At 58.1% G+C, this 17,038-nt stretch carries 16 protein-coding genes; 3 read left to right on the top strand and 13 right to left on the bottom strand.

All coding sequences use genetic code 11. The features are described from left to right. Positions 1–137: 137 nt before the first annotated feature. Positions 138–2,270, bottom strand: coding sequence for a lytic transglycosylase domain-containing protein (locus B0G80_RS01230; protein WP_116116681.1), 2,133 nt, complete (start codon positions 2,268–2,270; stop codon positions 138–140). Between the two features lie 348 nt (positions 2,271–2,618). Beyond that, complete coding sequence (locus B0G80_RS45135; protein WP_147309817.1) at positions 2,619–3,152, bottom strand: hypothetical protein; 534 nt, start codon at positions 3,150–3,152, stop codon at positions 2,619–2,621. Between the two features lie 226 nt (positions 3,153–3,378). Between B0G80_RS45135 and B0G80_RS01215 the strand changes: the two genes are divergently transcribed. After that, positions 3,379–3,657: a hypothetical protein gene (locus tag B0G80_RS01215; RefSeq protein ID WP_116116678.1), complete on the top strand. Its 279-nt coding sequence runs from the start codon at positions 3,379–3,381 to the stop codon at positions 3,655–3,657. Between the two features lie 285 nt (positions 3,658–3,942). Next, positions 3,943–4,959, top strand: coding sequence for a DUF4062 domain-containing protein (locus tag B0G80_RS01210; protein WP_116116677.1), 1,017 nt, complete (start codon positions 3,943–3,945; stop codon positions 4,957–4,959). Here B0G80_RS01210 and B0G80_RS01205 read toward each other — a convergent pair. The 8 genes from B0G80_RS01205 to B0G80_RS01170 form a co-directional block, all read right to left on the bottom strand. Beyond that, positions 4,956–5,141: a hypothetical protein gene (locus B0G80_RS01205; RefSeq protein WP_116116676.1), complete on the bottom strand. Its 186-nt coding sequence runs from the start codon at positions 5,139–5,141 to the stop codon at positions 4,956–4,958. The two genes, B0G80_RS01210 and B0G80_RS01205, sit on opposite strands and share 4 nt — an antisense overlap. 26 nt (positions 5,142–5,167) lie before the next feature. Next, positions 5,168–5,491 (bottom strand): hypothetical protein, encoded by a 324-nt coding sequence (locus B0G80_RS01200; RefSeq protein ID WP_116116675.1) that lies wholly within the window; start codon positions 5,489–5,491, stop codon positions 5,168–5,170. Then, complete coding sequence (locus tag B0G80_RS01195; RefSeq protein WP_116116674.1) at positions 5,484–6,056, bottom strand: hypothetical protein; 573 nt, start codon at positions 6,054–6,056, stop codon at positions 5,484–5,486. Before B0G80_RS01195 ends, B0G80_RS01200 begins: the two co-directional genes overlap by 8 nt. Before the next feature lie 50 nt (positions 6,057–6,106). Next, a complete protein-coding gene (locus B0G80_RS01190; protein WP_116116673.1) occupies positions 6,107–6,628 on the bottom strand; it encodes a hypothetical protein in 522 nt (173 codons plus the stop codon). Positions 6,629–7,305: 677 nt separating this feature from the next. Beyond that, the gene (locus B0G80_RS01185; protein ID WP_116116672.1) at positions 7,306–10,515 is read right to left on the bottom strand and encodes a DUF927 domain-containing protein; all 3,210 of its coding nucleotides are present in this window, start codon (positions 10,513–10,515) and stop codon (positions 7,306–7,308) included. Positions 10,516–10,567: 52 nt separating this feature from the next. Beyond that, positions 10,568–10,792 (bottom strand): hypothetical protein, encoded by a 225-nt coding sequence (locus tag B0G80_RS01180; RefSeq protein ID WP_116116671.1) that lies wholly within the window; start codon positions 10,790–10,792, stop codon positions 10,568–10,570. Positions 10,793–10,910: 118 nt separating this feature from the next. Then, the gene (locus B0G80_RS01175; protein WP_116116670.1) at positions 10,911–11,165 is read right to left on the bottom strand and encodes an AlpA family transcriptional regulator; all 255 of its coding nucleotides are present in this window, start codon (positions 11,163–11,165) and stop codon (positions 10,911–10,913) included. 211 nt (positions 11,166–11,376) lie between these two features. Continuing rightward, positions 11,377–12,639, bottom strand: coding sequence for an integrase arm-type DNA-binding domain-containing protein (locus tag B0G80_RS01170; RefSeq protein WP_116116669.1), 1,263 nt, complete (start codon positions 12,637–12,639; stop codon positions 11,377–11,379). Positions 12,640–13,094: 455 nt separating this feature from the next. Between B0G80_RS01170 and B0G80_RS01165 the strand changes: the two genes are divergently transcribed. Continuing rightward, a complete protein-coding gene (locus B0G80_RS01165; RefSeq protein WP_116116668.1) occupies positions 13,095–13,580 on the top strand; it encodes a DUF2147 domain-containing protein in 486 nt (161 codons plus the stop codon). 111 nt (positions 13,581–13,691) lie between these two features. Here B0G80_RS01165 and B0G80_RS01160 read toward each other — a convergent pair whose 3' ends face one another. The 3 genes from B0G80_RS01160 to lpdA form a co-directional block, all read right to left on the bottom strand. After that, the gene (locus B0G80_RS01160; protein WP_106284577.1) at positions 13,692–14,141 is read right to left on the bottom strand and encodes a transposase; all 450 of its coding nucleotides are present in this window, start codon (positions 14,139–14,141) and stop codon (positions 13,692–13,694) included. 160 nt (positions 14,142–14,301) lie between these two features. Continuing rightward, positions 14,302–15,399 carry a cell division protein ZapE gene (gene zapE / locus B0G80_RS01155; protein WP_106284576.1) on the bottom strand — a complete coding sequence of 366 codons (1,098 nt, stop codon included), beginning with the start codon at positions 15,397–15,399 and terminating at the stop codon, positions 14,302–14,304. Between the two features lie 89 nt (positions 15,400–15,488). Continuing rightward, positions 15,489–16,919, bottom strand: coding sequence for a dihydrolipoyl dehydrogenase (gene lpdA / locus B0G80_RS01150; RefSeq protein ID WP_116116667.1), 1,431 nt, complete (start codon positions 16,917–16,919; stop codon positions 15,489–15,491). Positions 16,920–17,038: the final 119 nt, after the last annotated feature.

Below are 17,038 nucleotides of genomic sequence, written 5' to 3'. Positions count from 1 at the left end.
GGCTCCTTTGTTGACGCGAACGTTGTGGGGGATTTTGTCGTGAATCGTGCGGCTTGCCATTTTTACTTCTCCATTTGAAATGTAGTCCTAAGTGACTACGGGTTAAAAATAACTCGATTTCCGCATGCTTGGTTCTATTATCCCTTCACTCCTGACGAGAAGTTGTACAGAAGATCGTTCATGCTCTTCGTCAACTGGTTGTTGACCTCTGCGGCGACGGCCTTGGGATCGGTCGCGCCGTTGACGTTTATGATGATCGGACGCTCGCCAATCGTGCGAGATTGGTCACCAGGAGCCTGACGCCCGATGACTTCAGCAGAGTACTGTCGCATGAGGTCCAAGCCGCGAGATTGGTCACGCAACTCCGTCTTCAGCTTGGCGTAGTTCTGGGCCGGAAGACCGGCAACGGAAAGCTGGCGCTGGAGGTCATAGATGTGGTTGCTGATGCCCGCTTGAATCTGCCGCGTGGCCCAACCGGCATCGCCCTGCGTTACGCCGCCGCGCTGGATTTGATCGAGCGGCACGCTGAGATAGTCCGCCACCGATTGCTGCACGGAACGGATGTTCATCTTCTGCTTGCTCTCGCCAATCCCGCCAGAGCCTCCACCGTACGCGGCCTTGATCTTGGCCACATAAGCCGGGTCGCTATTTCCGTTGTAGCCGACTAAGGCAGCGGCCACATCCCCTTTGTTGCGCTTCAGAAACTCTGAGTAAATCCGCGCGCCAACGTCGATGTTCGTTGCCGGGTCGCGGTAGTCTTTCAGCCCATACGCTTTCTGATTGCCGCGAGTAATCTGCATGAGACCACCAGCGCCGGTCGGACTGACCGCGAGAGGATCGCCTTTGGACTCCACTTGCATAATCGCCGCAAGCATCTGAGGATCGAGATTGTACTTGCGAGCAGACTGGCTGATAAAGTTCGCATAGTTGTTCCCCTGCCAGTTATTCGATCCACCGCCTGACAGAGAGCCCACAGAACCGGCTCCTGGGAGTCCAGCGGCCTTGCCTATCTCCCCAGCCCAAGCCGCCCACGCCTGCTGGATATTGATGGCCGAAGAGAACGATTGAACGGCACCGGCAAACATGTTCACGGCCAGGTTCATCTGATTGGCCGTTTGGAGTCCTTGCTTATTCACGGCGTCCATCTTATCCACTGCCGCGTCGCGCTTGTCCTGGTCCTTCTTCGCGTCTGCCTTTTTCTTTTGTTCGTGTGGGTTTGACCTATTCTGGTCATTATTCAAAGCATTCTGCGCACCCTGATAATCCGCATCAGGAATTCCATTGAGGCGTCGCCACCATCCAATTACGCCGCCGCCCTTTTCCGGGTGAACCTTTGCGTCGCCTGATGTGCCTACGATACCTCCTACTAGCCCGGTCTTTTTGATGTCGTGAACTGCGTTTGGAAGTGCCTGTGTCAGCTTCTCCATAATCTTGACTAGTTCTGTCATCAGCGGCAGAAGCGGCTCGGCAAGCTCATTCGATACTTCGGTAAACTTCTCTTTCAAGTTCTGCAGTTGGTCATTGAACTTCGATAGGCTTTGTTCGGCATCCTGGCGTTTATCAATTTCCTCGCCGGTCATCTCAGTGATCTTGCCGATTGAAGGCCCCAGCTTTTGGAGCGTCAGAAGCCAGTCTTGATTGATGCCGGTTGCCTTAGCAATGCCTTGTACGTCGCCTTTCGACTTGCCCTGCAGGCCCAGCGCCAACTGCGTCATCTCCGTATTCAGGCCGGTCGGTGTCTGGCCGCGCTCACCGACATTGACGCCAAGCATCTTCATGATGCGTGCCTCTTTCCCCAGTCGCGACGGATCGGCATAGGCGGAGTTGGCCATTCCAGCGAACGTCTTCACGCCTTCTGCGGCTGCATCGCGGTCCAGATACCCGCCAGAGTTCTTGACGAACTTGCGCGCGTACTCTTCCATTCGAATTGACGACACGCCCAGCTGCATCCCTTCCGAGCGCTGCCGGTTGTACTGCTCGCGAAGGTTCATGACCATCTTTACGCCGATGGCCAACGAGCCGATTGCGGCTGTGGCAATAGCGAACTCCGCGCCCATTGCTTTTACCGCGCTGGACACCGCGTTGAGGCCTGGAACAAGCCGCCCTAGTTCGTTGGACGCGTCGCCTGCGAACTTCTTAATGTCGCTGGCACTCTTCGTCGCGCCTGTACCTGCACCTTTCATCTTCTCCTGCAGCTTCTCCAATTTTCCGATGCTGTCACGCAAATCCACGTTGTACTGGAGCACGAATTTATCTAGGCTATCGCTCATTACTCGTTCCCTGCCTGCTTTACCTGATCGGCGTTGTCCGCCGCGATCTTCACTGCTTCCGCAAGACAAAGCGCGCTGGGGAAAACATACTTCGCGCCGGTGTGCGAATTGGGCGCTCGTCTCGCTCCGATGGTCCGCATTGCTGCGGCCAATGCGCGGTGCGTGAAGTGCTGTACGTATCCGATCTTGCAGGCTGCTTCGCGCACTGCATCGCTATCAACCGTTATTTCACCGGTCTCGCGCCGACGTCCCGTTTTCGCCGCAGCGATGATCGCCGGCAGGGCTTGTGCGAGTTCCGCGCTTCTGGCTGCGGCGACGGCTGTCCGAAGAGGCGTTCTGCTCATCGCGTTACGTCCGGCTGGTAAAACTGGCCGCGTCGGGGCTGTGCATCTGGGCGGATTCAAAGCGTTCCTTTTGGATGCGCTTCGCCGCCTCTCGCGTACGTTCGGCCAAGACCCTTTCGAACGTGTTGCCGATACCGCTGTATGCGCCGTCAACCTTGTTTTCGAGTGCCGTGCTGTGGGACCGCAGGAACGCCGCGTGGTCACGAGCAACGACAGACAATTCAGCGGCGCGCTGATCCCATTCGTGACGAAGGGCGTCAATGCCGATGCGCTCAACAGCATCTTCAAACGCGAGCGCATAGTTGGATGTACGCTCGTAATGCTCTGCGGCAACAACCAGATCATTCGGCTGGCCGCCAACGTGTTCGCCAAAAACGGCAACGAACGCACCAAGGCAGTCTTCGCCTCGTGCGCGAAGTTCGGCGTAGAGACTGGTTGCGCGCAAGCCTCCAACGTGTAGAAGAAATTGCGGCTCAGAAAAGTCCGATGCTTCGAATTGAACCTGACTGTGCTTGCGTAGATAAACGGTTGTGGGCATTGAACGGATTCTCGATGAATTTGAATGATCTATCGCGATTCGAAATTTACGCCGCGACAAGTCGTAATTTACGACTTGTCGGTGAACGAATACACGCAACGTGTTAGGTGTACGAAGGACAGCAACGTAAACTTCAAACGGTCAACAATTTTCCGTCTCCGCTATGCCCTTCCCATCCGTCGCAGAAAGTCGGCTCTCTCGCGCTGACTGGCAAGCCGAGTTCTACATGACTAACGAGCTAGGCGCGGCAGCGAGGTCCGGCACCAAGCCGCTCGCGGAATCAACGCTGCGTGACCGCCTGACGCGGGACGGCGTGAAGGTGACCCTACTGCACAGCGGCGAAGCGCGGACGTACCGATCAACCCGCGAGGCGTTCCAACTACTGCATCTGCCCGATTCGAAGCACGTCAAATTTCGAATGGGTCTAAAGGCGGAGCGCGTACGCGATTGGACCGACGAGGATGGTCGCGTGTACCGGTTTGAACTCGTGCCGCTGAATAAGTAGGCCGCGCAGTGCCCACCGACCGAGATGCGACCCCGTAGAAGTTCCCGCCCAGAATCTCTAATCCAGCGCAGAAGGCTTGACGGCTGTGGCTGTCGGACTATGCGGTATCGCCACGCTCAATTTCCCCGCACAGATACCCGTAATGCGGTTGTAAGCCAATGGGCGCGCAGTGAGGCGTCGAAGAAAACGAATTTCCAAACCGCAGTTTTTCTATCGTGTTCGGGGCCTGTGTTGAGCGGTGATAGACTTCCCGTCACCTAATCGCGGCTTGGAGACCGGTTCAGAATGGATAAGAAATATCAGGTGTTCATCTCTTCCACCTACACAGATATGAAAGCGGAACGGCAGGCGGCAGTCGAGGCGATCCTAGACGCCGGACACATTCCGGCTGGCATGGAGTTGTTCGCCGCGTCCGACAAAGAGCAGATGGAGGTCATTAAAGGCTGGATTGATGAAAGCGACATTTTCATGCTGGTCCTCGGTGGCCGATATGGGAGCGTCGAATCAGAATCGGGCAAAAGCTATATCCAACTTGAGTATGAACACGCGGTCGCCACCAACAAGCCGTTTTTCGCGCTCTACCTAACAGACAAGGCCATCGCCGAAAAGGCTAAAGGGCCACTTGGACTGGACGCTACCGAGCGACATGACACCAAAGCGTTGAACGAATTTCGCGCAACTGTGAAGAACAAGCTATGTAGCGAGATCGAAGACGTCAAGGACATCAAGATCCAAGTGCCGAAATCAATCCGGAACCTCGGAGAGAAGCGCAAGCTTGGTGGATGGGTCCGGTCGTCTGCCGTTTTAGATGTATCGCCGCTCATGTCGGAATTGGCCGCGCTGCGCGGAGAGAACGATGCACTTAAGGCAGAGTTGACGCGAGCTAAGACGGGCGGCGGCGAGACCGATGGAACCACGCTGTCAGCTGCTAACGGCACCTTTTCTAAATCTGCCTTGGACTCTGTTCTAGAACTTCATTTGACGTGCAAAACAGTTAGAGGCAGCAGGCTGCAAGAAAGAACAGTGACATGGACAAACAGCTATATTCATGTGTTCTCCTTGCTCGCGGCAAAGCTGCTTGAAGAACCGAGCGATTCGAATGTTCGTGGATACCTTAGGCACCTTCTGCAAACAGAGTTAGCAGAAGCCTCCGTGGAAGTTGACGAGAGAGACTTTCAATCAATGAAACTGAAACTCGTCGCTCTTGGCGTGATTTCTCTTCAGAAAGCCTCTTCGCATCTGTTGTGGATTCTGACCGCGAACGGCAAGGCGCTGATGATGAAAATGCACTCTACACCCTAGATCGCCGCCCGTGCTTGAGCCGCTGCAACGCGCTGGGCGTGCGCCTGTGCTTGGTGACCGGCTTTCTGCTGTGCCGCGATCTGATCGATCATGCGGTTTCCGTCCGTGTGAACGACAGGCCCTGCGCCGTTGGTCGGGCCTTGATAATTGCCGCCTGCCTTCATCGTGTCCATTGCGTTCATGCTTCTACTCCTTTGGGGTTGGTGATTTAGCGATTCATCATTGCTTGAAGATTCTCTAGGCCGCGTCGTGCGCGTTGCTCTTCTGCGGTCTTGCGTTCTGCTCGTTCATCGTCGGACATCGAAGCCTTGCCCGAACGGTGCGTACTGAGTTCGGTGAGCGGATCGACATGGCCGCGCCCGCTGTCGAAGAATGTCGCTGCGGGCTTCTTCGGCGGCTTTTGGGTCGCTGCCTTCGGTTGATCCGCCGATGGCTCGGCGGCCTTTTTGTCCTTGGGCGTCGGTGCTGCCGCTGCGAAGAAGGTTGACGATTCGCCTACGGGTTCAGCCGCTGCGCTGCCATGCTTACGCAATCCGATTTTCTGCGCTCCTCGTATCGGGTAAATCTCTCACGCCTAAATCGCGTGCAATCTGTGCTTCGTTCGGGTGCCCTGTGCGCGCGTCACCATCGACTCTAGGCCAACGACGCTCAAAGAGAACGAACAGCACAAAAGCATCGACGTTGTTAGTGGTGGCTTCAAAGGCCCGCCACTCTTCGTCAGCGTTCTCCCACAATGCGTGACCTAAGACTAGCGCGCGCAGATAGCTGTATTGCGCATCGGTCGCGGCGTTTAGTTCCGCAATCCAATCGCGCGTCGTGCCTTGCATCCCTATGGCCGCGTCAATGAAGTGCTGGCCTTCGTCGCGACGATAGAAGTCGTTCCAGCCGGTCACATCCAGCATAAGTGCGTCGTCGGATCGCGTGCGCTCGCTCTCTGGCAACCTCGCCTCACTGCCGTACATCGCGTAGAAGTCGGCCTGCGTGAAGTCGGTCTTCCCTGCCTTCGTCGCCGTCGCGTATATCCAGCGGTTAGCGATGCGCCGCCCGAACTCGCTGGCAATGCTGTCGTATTCGTGTTCTAACTGGCTCGTGGGCATTGGGCTGTAGGTCGGTGTGGATTCGGGTCGCGGTTGGCTCGTAGTGCGCCCTAGTGCCTCGTGGTTTGGTCCGTTTCCGCAGCCGCGCCGAACTGACGATCAATGCGCCGTTGGTAGAAGTCCGCGAGCGACTTGTCGATGAGCTTCTGCTGGCCGCTTTCTGTCATCTCTGTGATGCCCAGCAGCATGTTCAACTGGCCGATGGCGTTGAGTCGCGCCGACTCCCTGTTGCGGTCGTCCATCACGATCTGAAGCAGCTTATGGGCTGCGAGCCTGCTGTGCCAAAGGTCTTCAGGATTCGATGCCTTGATCCGTTCCGTCACCTTCGCGGCGATAGATTGGACTGACAGGAGCGCGAGCGCCAGCATGTCGGCGTTGCCTAAGTATTTGCCGTACCTGATCATCTCGAAGGCGCGGATCACGGCGGCGTCACGCGGGATGCCCTTGACGTAAAGGTCAATGAATGAATCGACGTTCTTTGCTAGATCGGGAAACAGCCAATCCTCGTCTGCAAAATTTCGCGGGTCGTGGCGCTCTATGTCTTCGTTTCCGTGGTTGTAACTTCTGCTCATGATTCGGTATCCTATGCTTACTTACGCCCGAATGTACTAGCCTTGGGTGTCGGAGTCGAGTTCCCGTTGGCGTTTGCGGGGATTGATGCGGGGAAAGCGTCGGCGTGCTGGCGATAGTGAGTGTAGAACTCAAACGGGCATTGAGTTCGCCGCGTCCTGTCTACGCTCTGGTGCAGAACCTCTAGTCTCTTTTGTGGATGTTTTTCGTGGTCCGCTGATGTGCGTCGGCGGGTGGGACGGGCCGCTGCGCTGCGCGTTGTGATAGAGGATCGCCGCGCCCCTAATTACTCCTATTACTCCTACAACTAGAACGGAGTAACCCAGCAAAGCCGCGCCCTGCCTAGCGCTTACTCCTATTACTCCTATTACTCCCAAAATATATAAGAAGGCGTAAGCAGGGCCACTAGCGCACGTCACTTTGTTTGCTTGTTCTTTCGTATTAACCGACCATGCGTTTGAATGATACAAAATCTCCTCTTTTCTCTCCCTCTCCCTCTATCTCTTCGAAAAGCGGAGTAATTCGAGTAATCGGAGTAAGTCTGTTGATTTTAAATAACTTTCCGGAGTAATTTGCAAAGAGTCAGGAGTAATCGGAGTAGTTCGAAACAGACCGACGCCAAAGAAAAGGGCGTCACATTGGACGCCCAAGGCATAACGACAAACGTTGAACAGGCACCTCACTCGGTCAACGCTTCGCGCACCTTGTATAGATCGACGTGATACATCCGAACAGTGCCTTTGCCGGGTACGCCTTTTCCCTTGGCTGCGCGCCCATCTTTAGCGCGATCAAACAGAGCGTCGGCGGCCTCCAACGCCTTGATCACACGCTTCGAATCAAACCCCTTCGTCACAGCATGCAAGCCCGAAGACGTCAGCAAGTAACGCCGACGCACGCGACCTTCATCAAACGCTTCCAGCCCCGGCGCGGTATCGTCTTCGGCCACGGGCGTATCATCTTTGATCGCCTCCCAATAGCCGTACCTGTCGCCGCTGACGCGGTGGGTGACGGACTTGGTGATTTTTCGGTCTTGCCCGTCTTCGCCCTTCTCCACAACCTCCAACTCGCGCAACTCACCGTAGCGGATATCAGAGAATTTTGTATCCTCGAATCGCTCAACGCCGTCGAGCAGGGATTGAAGAATCTGCGCATCTTCGGAGTTCGACATTTTCGATGAAGGTCGATAGGCTTTCCATGCCTTGAACGACGTTTGCGCAGCGGCGGCAGCTTCCCCTTCATCCCACGGTGCGATGCCGTACCCCACCGCCAACTCGCCCGCCAAGCCGCACATAGCAAACGCTCTCGCAACACGACGCTCTTGCCCGTCCGCAGCGTCGAACTCCGGCATCAGAGCGTCGAGCCGTTCGCCAAGCTTCGCACCGGCGGCAAGATCGACAATCAAGCGCTCCACGAACGCGACGCCCGCCCACCCGTAGTTCTCTGCCGCCAAACGTGACACTTCATCCGAGAACGCCGCGCCAGACGAACGCCCTTGGAGGTCATCAAACGCGCCGTATTTCCGCGAAGCCGGAACATCAAGCAAACGAACCTGCTGCCCGGCTTTCGCTTGCAGATCGTCTTGCTGAAGCAACGCGCTCATCGTGCCTTCGCCGTTCGACATCAGGAAAACTCGCCACGTCTTCGACTCGCGCACATCGCCGTTTTGCTGGGCGCGGCTTCGACCAGAGCCATTAATGAGCGCATAGGCGGCTTCATACACGTCGCGCATGTCGCGGGCCTGTCCCATCTCGTCCAAAGCCAGCAGCGTGTCGGTGTGTGTAACCGCCGCGCCCTCCAAACCGTTCGCCGTCGCGTTCCAAGTCCGCATAAACTTCGATCCGCCCCACGTCGCGACAGCAGCACGCGCGATAGTCGATTTACCAGTCGAGCTATCACCGAAGAAGTGAAGGCCCGCGCCGGATACGTGCAAGTGCTTCAGCAGCGGTCCAGCAAACGAAGCGCTAATCCCTAGCATCAGGAGCGGATTCCCACGAGCCAGCGCGGCCATGCCCTTCCAGCCTTCGAGCGAGCCGCCAGAGCCGTACGGCGCGACGACAGAGCGCGACTGGAAATAAATGTCCTTACCGCCGATCACGCGCTCAGGCAATACGAACGAGGCCGCGCCATCCCAGCCGGTCGTTGACGCGCTGAACAGCTTCCTATTGGACTGGAACATTCGGAAGTACTTCACCAACTCTTTCTCATCGTCCGGGTTTATCTTCAGGCCATTCTTGGTGAGTTCGCGCTTCGCGTCGGTCGCGTCGCCGACAAGCATTGCTGACGGCACACACCATTTCTTCCATCCCTTCTCCGTCTTGAACTCGATCAGGATGCCATAGTCCGAATCGTTCCGATCACGCGTCTCAGCAAGAATACGCAGCGGCGAGCAAAGGTGAACGTCAATGTTAGTCGTGGTGTCATCCTTGGTGCTGTACTTCACGCCATGAAAGTACAGACCCGCAAGATACTTCCGCTTTTTGATTTCAAACGGCGCGTCATAAACGCGATAGCACGGCCGCTCTTCTGCCTTCGGGAAGTATCCGTTGCCCTCGGCGGTCGCGCCCGACTCCGTGCCCAGCTTCGACTCAAACGGCTCCTTTTCGGACACATCGTCGTCGCCGTTTTCCGGCGCAACGGATTGCGCTACGTTGGGACTGTGTTCAGGCTCAGGAGCGTCGTTCCTTCGATCAATTCGATAACGCACCTTCGGCGTCTCATCGGACAACTCCCAACCCATCATCGCTTCATACTCCGCAGCGGCAGCGATCTGCGCCACTTGATCACGTGCCCACACCATCTCCGGCGACTTCTCCGACTCCTTCAGCCAATCGCAATACGTTTCATCGGTAAGCACGCCTGCCGCGCGCGCAGCTTCGAGAAACGAAGGACGGCCACAGGTCGTGTGCTGGCAGAAATAAGTGTAGTTGTATTGGTTATCGGCGTTCGGTGTATTGATCATCGCACCATCAGCGCGACCGTCAGTGTGATCGCCTGAGTTCACGCAATCCATTGCGATTCGCCCTTGCCCACGATCCACCGCACCGCTCGCCAGCGCATCGTCGCTCCACTTCTTGTAGATAAACGCCTTGAAGCCTGTAGGGTCGTTGTCGGTCGATCCGATGACCACGCGCGGTTTCGAGCGCTCCACCTTAATGTCGAACGCCTTTAGGATTTCGTCAGGCTCGTATAGCGCGTTCAGGTCCGAATCGACAAGGCGAACATTCCACGGCTTGCCGCCAGCGTCGGGATATTTCAATTGGCCGTCCTTCGTCTTCGAGTTCACGCCGAAGGGAATACGGGCTATCCGATTAACGTCAGGCAGTTCGTCAATGCCGTGGCGTCGGTGCAGGGTTTTGATAATTGCGCAGGTATAGTCCTTCGCATACGCCAGATCGGTGATGGGAGTTTTAAGCACATACCAAATTTGCGCGTTTCCTGGCGACGTTTCCACCACGAAGGTCGGCTTCAACTTCCCGGTGAAGAAGTCCAGCCCCTGCGGATCAGGAGAACGCGCGGCGTCCATCGACTTCGTGCCAACATCGTCAAGCATCACCGCCAGCAGCGCCACAAAGTCTTCTCCGCGCCGCCGCCAAACCGTCTTGCCGTTTTTCTCCGACACAGACGAACGCGAAGCGGAAACTGTCACATAGGGGTTTTGGTCTTCGTCTAACTGACCTTCAGTGCGCTGGCCGTATGGCTCAACCCAAGGCGCGTCTTCCGGTCCAATTGCCGTTTCTCGTTGCACCCACGTCACGCGCCAATCTTCAGCAGCGCCTTCCGCGCGCTTCAACGCCGCCTTCATCGTGTCAAGCATGAGAATCGAGTTTGCGCGGCGCTGCGCCAGTGTTAAGTCCTTGACGTTGTTTCCGTTTTCACTAACGCATTGCATAATAGTTCCTGTAGTTCCTGTCCTGTGAAGTTTTCTTTTAAGCCGCTGCTAGTCACAGCGGCTTTTTCTTTTCGCCAACGCGCCGACCGTGCGTGATCGGGCGGCCACGACGCGCGCCGCTGCTATCCGGAAACGGATTGACGCGGGTCTTCGCGAGATGGATAGTGGCCCTACGCAAGTACTCCGATAGCGTCATGCCGATATCCGCCGCCGCGGAATTTGCCTCTTCGAGAAGTGCTGGGGTGAGGCGACACGCAACTTTTGCTGTGTTGTCCATTTGGACCTCCTGTTGTTTACGGGTTCTATTTTCGGCTGTCCTAGTGTCCAAACTCGCTCAACAAAAAGCCCGCAGGCGGTTCTAGCACCGACTCTGCGGGCTTGCGGGAACACATCCATCAACCAGGTTCGCCGCCCTCAATCGGGTGCGCTGCCAACCACGCGTCCGGTCCAACGCGCATCCACTCGTGCAGCGCAGGAGCGTTCCACAAGCGCAGGCTCGGTGACACCTTGAGCGGCTGCGGGAACCGGCCTTGCTTTACCATCTTCCAGATCGTGGTATCGCTCAGCGGGATCACGCCTTTGAACTGCGCACGCCGCACCAAACCAGTCAGCGGCAGTTCTTTCGTTGTACTATTGTTATTCATGATCATCTTTCCTGTCGTGGATATGCAAACTGATCGGCCAAAAGAAAACGCGCGCGTCCCATCGGCTCAGAGCCTTGGGTAACGCGCGCGTTTAGCTGCCGCAAAAATCCCTAAATTGCCGTCCCGGCGTCTTCGCGGGTCGGTGTAATCCTTCGTGAGTCTTTATACTGCCCTACCTTAATGACGCCTGCAAGCGAAAACGAGTGTTCGCAGCGGCTCAAGCCGCCTTCGCCCGCCGCGTCTTCAGCACAGAAACTTTCTCGCTCGCGGCCAGCTTACCGATCAGGTCGGCGTAAAACTGCAGGGCCTCGCGTCGTTCCTCTACAAGTTCGTGATGGTGATACGCGCCCGCTACGCCCTTTTCCGTGTGCGCCAGCAATAGCTCGACAACATCGCGCCGGAATCCGTGCTCACGAAGGATCGTTGCGCCAGTTCCGCGCAGGCCGTGCGGCGTGAAGTCGCTCGGAACGTCCTTAAGTCTCTTGAAGAAGAAGGTCATGGTTGCCGGGGAGATCGGCACAGACAGCTTAGATGATGTCGTAAAGGCCCAGCGGCCATCGCCGGTTAGCGCGTACTGCGCTTCGAGTATCGCGACCGCCTGACGGCTCAGGAAGACGCGGTGCGGCTTGCGCATCTTGGTCCGCTCTGCCGGGATGGTCCAACTACCCTTCTTCAAGTCGAATTCGGTCCACTCCGCCTTCAGCGCTTCGGTCTTACGGCATAGCGTCAGCGCGATTATCCGCGCAGCGGCGACGGTCGAGGGATGGGCCGCGCCATCTACCTGACCCGCTATCGCGCGCCAAAACACGCCTAGCTCCGGTTCGGTTAGGTGGCGGTGATGCTTCGAGGGCGGCACCTTGATAACACCGGTCATCGCTGCTGCCGGGTTCGCTCCCTTCTCCACTCGAAGCGTTCGTATCGCGTGATCGAAGACTTGCTGAACAAGCGCGCGCACCTTCTCAGCCGTTCCCGGAATCGCTTTGAGGGCTTGGCCTTCGATGATCTCCAAAATCTGGTAAGGCTTCACATCGGCCAGCGACGTTCGTCCAATTGACGGCCAGACGAAACGCTCTAGTAGTGATCGCATCTTTCGCTGATACGGTGCGGTGGCGTCGCCTAGCTGCTCGGTCAGCCACTTCTCGGAGAAGGTCTTGAACAGGCCGTCGTCGGCCATCGCCGCGCGCCTCTTCTCTTCACGGTCGGCCTTCTTCGCAGCGGAAGGATCGACGCCTGCCGCGAGTTGCTGACGGGCGGCGAAGTGCAGATCACGCGCGGCCTTGATCCCGACTTCGGGGAACTGCCCGAACGTGACTTCAGAGCGCTTCCCGCTGGGCGCGACGTAGCCGTAACACCAGGTGCGCGTTCCCGCCGACGAGACACGAACGAACAAGCCGCCGCCGTCCGCGAGCTTGTAGGGCTTCTCCTGACCACGCGCGGCGTTCAGCTTCGCGGCGGTGAGGGTGTAGTTAGTTGATCGCATTTCTAGCTTCCTTTCGTTTAACTTTCGCCGTAAGGTGGCGCGGCTCGCCCGTCGCATTCCCCGTCTTAATCCCCGCATTCCCCGCGTACTGGAAGACGATGGAAGCGAAAGGAACGGAAACAACCGCGAAGGGTATTTATCACTTAAGTTTTTGATTTTACGCACTTTTAATGTACGTAACTAAGCAATGCTAAGCAATTACGAAGGACGGCGAAGATCGAATAGAGTATCCACTATCAAACGACGCGCGCACTTTCACGTATTCTGCGCTGACGACGTGTCACCGGCGGCGGCCAAGCAGCAATCCACAGGCCGCGGGCGGCGCACGAGGGCAGCAGACATTGAACCTGAGGGGCCATGCAAGGCATCACGGCGGCCGTGGTCTGAAGACCGCCCGAGATGCCAATAACGCCGCGCGACCATGATCGCGCCGTCTTTAATCAAGGAGGAAGACAATGATGCAATTCACCCACCGCGCGCGCGCAGTCGCGCTTCGCACAGCCCGACATGCGGCGCTCGCCGGCGTCCTGCTCGCCAATGCCGTGACGGCCATGGCGCAGGCCGACAGTCCGGTCGGCACCTGGCAAACCATTGACGATCATACGGGCCAGCCCAAAGCGCTCGTGCAGATCTCGCAGGACGGCAGCGGCGCGCTCAGCGGCAAGGTCATCAAGGGTCTCGGCGCGAACGACCAGCCGGATCGCCGCTGCACGGCCTGTACCGACGCGCGCAAGGATCAGCCGATCCTCGGCATGACGATCCTTAGCGATCTGAAGAAGGACGGCGACGCCTGGGATCACGGGCAGATTCTCGACCCGGAAAATGGCAAGCTCTACAAGTGCAAGATGCACCTGGAAGACGGTGGGAACAAACTGGTCGTGCGAGGGTATATCGGCGTGTCGCTGCTGGGTCGCTCGCAGACGTGGATTCGTCAGCAATGATGCACGGGTAGCTCGGGGCTCGTTACAGAGCCCGCATGGAACGATAAAAAACGGCCGACGATCGCAATCGTTCGGCCGTTTCTTTTATTGGAAGACGCTGCGTTGTGTGGGTCATGCAGCGTGTTTGAAGGGCGAATGGAACGGGAACGGCGAGGACGGCAGTGGCTGGCTGGTGGGCGGGCTGTACACCGCTGGTGCGACAACCGGCGCCTTTTCGGCTTCACCGCTCTTCGGCTTCTCGTTCACGTGCGTACGCATGCGCGCTTCCATCAGGCCGCAAAGTTCTTCGCTCGCCGCGCCGAACAGTTGCTCCATGACGCGGTTGAGCACACCGGATTCGTACCACGCCTTGAAGCGGCGATGGCAGGTCTGGTAGGACGGGTACTTGCGCGGCATGGCGGACCAGGTGGCGCCGCTGTACATGACCCACAGCACGCCGTTGAGCACCGAGCGCGTATTGGCGAGCGGCCGGCCACGCAGTTCGGAGCGCGGACGCAATTCGGGAAGCAACGGTGCGACACGTTGCCATTCTTCGTCGTTGATATCACGGTAAGGATTCATGGTTTCTCCTTTGTCAAAACCTTGACAAAAGATATCCAGTCGTCCGCGCACGGAATATAAGACCAATCCGAATCTTGAAATTACGCCGGACGACGCCGCGCTGTCGGTGAACGGCGCGTGATCTATCGCAAAAGCGCCGCCGGCCACGGCATGCGGCGCCTCAGGTCAGCGACGTATCGACGATCCGCCGCGGCGTGTCGAGATATTCCTTCGATTGCATTTCGACGATGCGCGACACCGTGCGCGCGAACTCGTTAGCCATCGGACCATCCGTATACAGTTGATCGGGCGGCACCGCGGCGGACATCAGCAGCTTCACCTTGTGATCGTAGAACACGTCGATCAGCCACGTGAAGCGGCGTGCTTCCGAGGCCATGCGCGCGGACATCTGCGGCACGCCGGAGAGGACCACCGCGTGAAAGCGGCTCGCCAGTTCCAGGTAGTCGTTCTGCGAGCGCGGTCCGCCGCACAAGGTCGCGAAGTCGAACCACACCACGCCGTCAGCGCGGCGCAGCGCCTTCAACTCGCGCTTTTCGATGTGCAGGATCGGGCTTTCGTCGGGCACCGCGGCAAGACGCGCGAACGCGTCGCGCAAGGCTTTGTCGGCGGCGGCGCCGAGCGGCGTGTGATACACCTCGACCTGCGCCAGCGTGCGTTGCCGGTAGTCGATGCCCGCATCGACGTTGATCACGTCGAGCTTCTGCTTGATGAGTTCGATCGCCGGCAACATGCGGTCGCGATGCAGGCCGTCCGGATACAGCGTGTCCGGATCGTAGTTCGAGGTCATCACGAACTGCACGCCGTTTTCGAACAGCTTGTCGAGCAGGCGGTACAGGATCATCGCGTCGGCAATATCCGACACGTGGAATTCGTCGAAACAGATCAGCCGGTAGCGTTTGGCAATGCGGCGCGCGAGTTCGTCGAGCGGATCGGCCTGGCCTTTCAGATCTTCCAGTTCGCGATGCACTTCGCGCATGAATTCGTGGAAATGCAGACGCGTTTTGCGCTGCACCGGCACGATCATGTAGAAGCTGTCCATCAGAAAGCTCTTGCCGCGCCCTACGCCGCCCCACATGTAGACGCCGCGCGGCAGGTCCGGGTGGATGATCAGCTTCTTGAACGCGTTCGAGCGGCGCGACTTGTATTCGACCCACTCTTCATAGCACCGCTGCAGACGGTCGACCGCCGCGCGCTGCGCCGGATCCGATTGGTAGCCGCGCGTCTGCAGTTCTTTTTCGTAGTATTCGGTGACGTTCATCGTGTTGCTGCAAATAGAAAGGCGGGAGGGAGTGAACCCGCCCGCCTTCGTGGTAATGCCGGAGTACTGTCAGTCAGGCGTGCGCGGAATTACATGTTCAGCGCGCGCTTGTCCACGGCGAGTGCCGCTTCGCGCATGACTTCCGACAGCGACGGGTGCGGATGGCAAATACGGCCGATGTCTTCCGACGCCGCCTTGAATTCCATCGCCACCACGGCTTCCGCGATCAGGTCCGATGCGTCCGCGGCGATGATGTGCACGCCGAGAATTTCGTCGGTCTTCGCGTCGGCGATCATCTTGACGAAGCCTTCCGCCTTGTTGATGCCGAGTGCGCGGCCGTTCGCCATCATCGGGAACTGGCCCGTCTTGATCTCGCGGCCTTCGGCCTTGAGCTGCTGTTCCGTCTTGCCGACCCACGCGATTTCCGGTTCGGTGTAGATCACCCACGGAACGCAGTTGTAGTCGATATGCGGCTTCTGACCGTCGATGATTTCAGCGACCAGCACGCCTTCGTCTTCCGCCTTGTGGGCGAGCATCGGGCCGCGCACCACGTCGCCGATCGCGTACACGTTCGGCACCGAGGTCGCGCAGTGGTCGTCGACGTCGATGAAACCGCGCTCGTTGGCCTTCAGGCCGATCGCTTCGAGACCGAGGTTGTCCGTGTTCGGCACGCGGCCGATCGACACGATCAGGCGGTCGGCTTCGAGCTTCTGCGCGTTGCCGTCCTTGTCCGTGTAGTTGATCGTCACGCTGTTATCGGTCGTGGTCACTTCGCCGACCTTCACGCCGACGTGGATGTCCAGACCCTGCTTCTTGAACTGCTTGGCCGCTTCTTTCGCGAGCGCCTGGTCAGCCGCGCCGAGGAATTCCGGCAGCGCTTCGAGCACGGTCACGTCCGCGCCCAGACGGCGCCACACCGAGCCCAGTTCCAGACCGATCACGCCCGCGCCGATCACGGCGAGTTTCTTCGGCGTGGAGTCGAAGCTCAGCGCGCCTTCGTTGTCGGCGACGATCTTGTTGTCGACCGGAATGTTCGGCAGATGGCGTGCCTTCGAACCTGTGGCGATGATCACGTTCTTAGCCGTGACCACTTCAGTTTCGCCTTCGCCGCTCACTTCGATCTGCACGCCGGCGTCCGTCTTGCCGGTGAACTTGCCGTGGCCCTTGAGCCACGTGATCTTGTTCTTGCGGAACAGGAATTCGATGCCCTTGGTCATCTTTTCGACGATGCCTTCTTTACGGGCCATCATCTTCGAGATATCGACCTGCACGTTCTCCACGGAGATACCGTGGTCAGAGAGGTGATGCGACGCGTTTTCAAATTCTTCCGACGACGCGAGCAGCGCCTTCGACGGAATGCAACCCACGTTCAGGCACGTGCCGCCGAGCTTCAGCGTGCCGGCCGGGTTCTTCCATTTTTCGATACATGCGACGGTCTTGCCGAGCTGCGCTGCGCGGATGGCGGCGATGTAACCGCCAGGGCCTGCGCCGATCACGACGACGTCAAATTCTTTGGACATGACAATCCTTTTGATGGCGGAACGGCGCGCGGCCACGCTTCGTGGCGCACGGCGTTCCTGTACTGCGGAATGCGAAAAACGTGATGCTTATATGGCGTCGGTTTGCGCTAAGGCAAGCC

This window comes from Paraburkholderia sp. BL6669N2, assembly GCF_003387275.1.
In the GTDB taxonomy this organism is placed as follows: domain Bacteria; phylum Pseudomonadota; class Gammaproteobacteria; order Burkholderiales; family Burkholderiaceae; genus Paraburkholderia.
This window is presented reverse-complemented; position numbering and strand designations above follow the sequence as displayed.

Bases quoted from the DNA above. Each gene is read 5' to 3' on its own strand.
- B0G80_RS01185 (WP_116116672.1), bottom strand. From the start codon at position 10,515: ATGCAATGCGTTAGTGAAAACGGAAACAACGTCAAGGACTTAACACTG.
- B0G80_RS01160 (WP_106284577.1), bottom strand. From the start codon at position 14,141: ATGAATCCTTACCGTGATATCAACGACGAAGAATGGCAACGTGTCGCA.
- B0G80_RS01215 (WP_116116678.1), top strand. From the start codon at position 3,379: ATGACTAACGAGCTAGGCGCGGCAGCGAGGTCCGGCACCAAGCCGCTC.
- B0G80_RS01175 (WP_116116670.1), bottom strand. From the start codon at position 11,165: ATGATCATGAATAACAATAGTACAACGAAAGAACTGCCGCTGACTGGT.
- B0G80_RS01180 (WP_116116671.1), bottom strand. From the start codon at position 10,792: ATGGACAACACAGCAAAAGTTGCGTGTCGCCTCACCCCAGCACTTCTC.
- B0G80_RS01165 (WP_116116668.1), top strand. From the start codon at position 13,095: ATGATGCAATTCACCCACCGCGCGCGCGCAGTCGCGCTTCGCACAGCC.
- lpdA (WP_116116667.1), bottom strand. From the start codon at position 16,919: ATGTCCAAAGAATTTGACGTCGTCGTGATCGGCGCAGGCCCTGGCGGT.
- B0G80_RS01170 (WP_116116669.1), bottom strand. From the start codon at position 12,639: ATGCGATCAACTAACTACACCCTCACCGCCGCGAAGCTGAACGCCGCG.
- B0G80_RS01210 (WP_116116677.1), top strand. From the start codon at position 3,943: ATGGATAAGAAATATCAGGTGTTCATCTCTTCCACCTACACAGATATG.
- B0G80_RS01205 (WP_116116676.1), bottom strand. From the start codon at position 5,141: ATGAACGCAATGGACACGATGAAGGCAGGCGGCAATTATCAAGGCCCG.
- zapE (WP_106284576.1), bottom strand. From the start codon at position 15,399: ATGAACGTCACCGAATACTACGAAAAAGAACTGCAGACGCGCGGCTAC.
- B0G80_RS01190 (WP_116116673.1), bottom strand. From the start codon at position 6,628: ATGAGCAGAAGTTACAACCACGGAAACGAAGACATAGAGCGCCACGAC.
- B0G80_RS01230 (WP_116116681.1), bottom strand. From the start codon at position 2,270: ATGAGCGATAGCCTAGATAAATTCGTGCTCCAGTACAACGTGGATTTG.
- B0G80_RS01195 (WP_116116674.1), bottom strand. From the start codon at position 6,056: ATGCCCACGAGCCAGTTAGAACACGAATACGACAGCATTGCCAGCGAG.
- B0G80_RS45135 (WP_147309817.1), bottom strand. From the start codon at position 3,152: ATGCCCACAACCGTTTATCTACGCAAGCACAGTCAGGTTCAATTCGAA.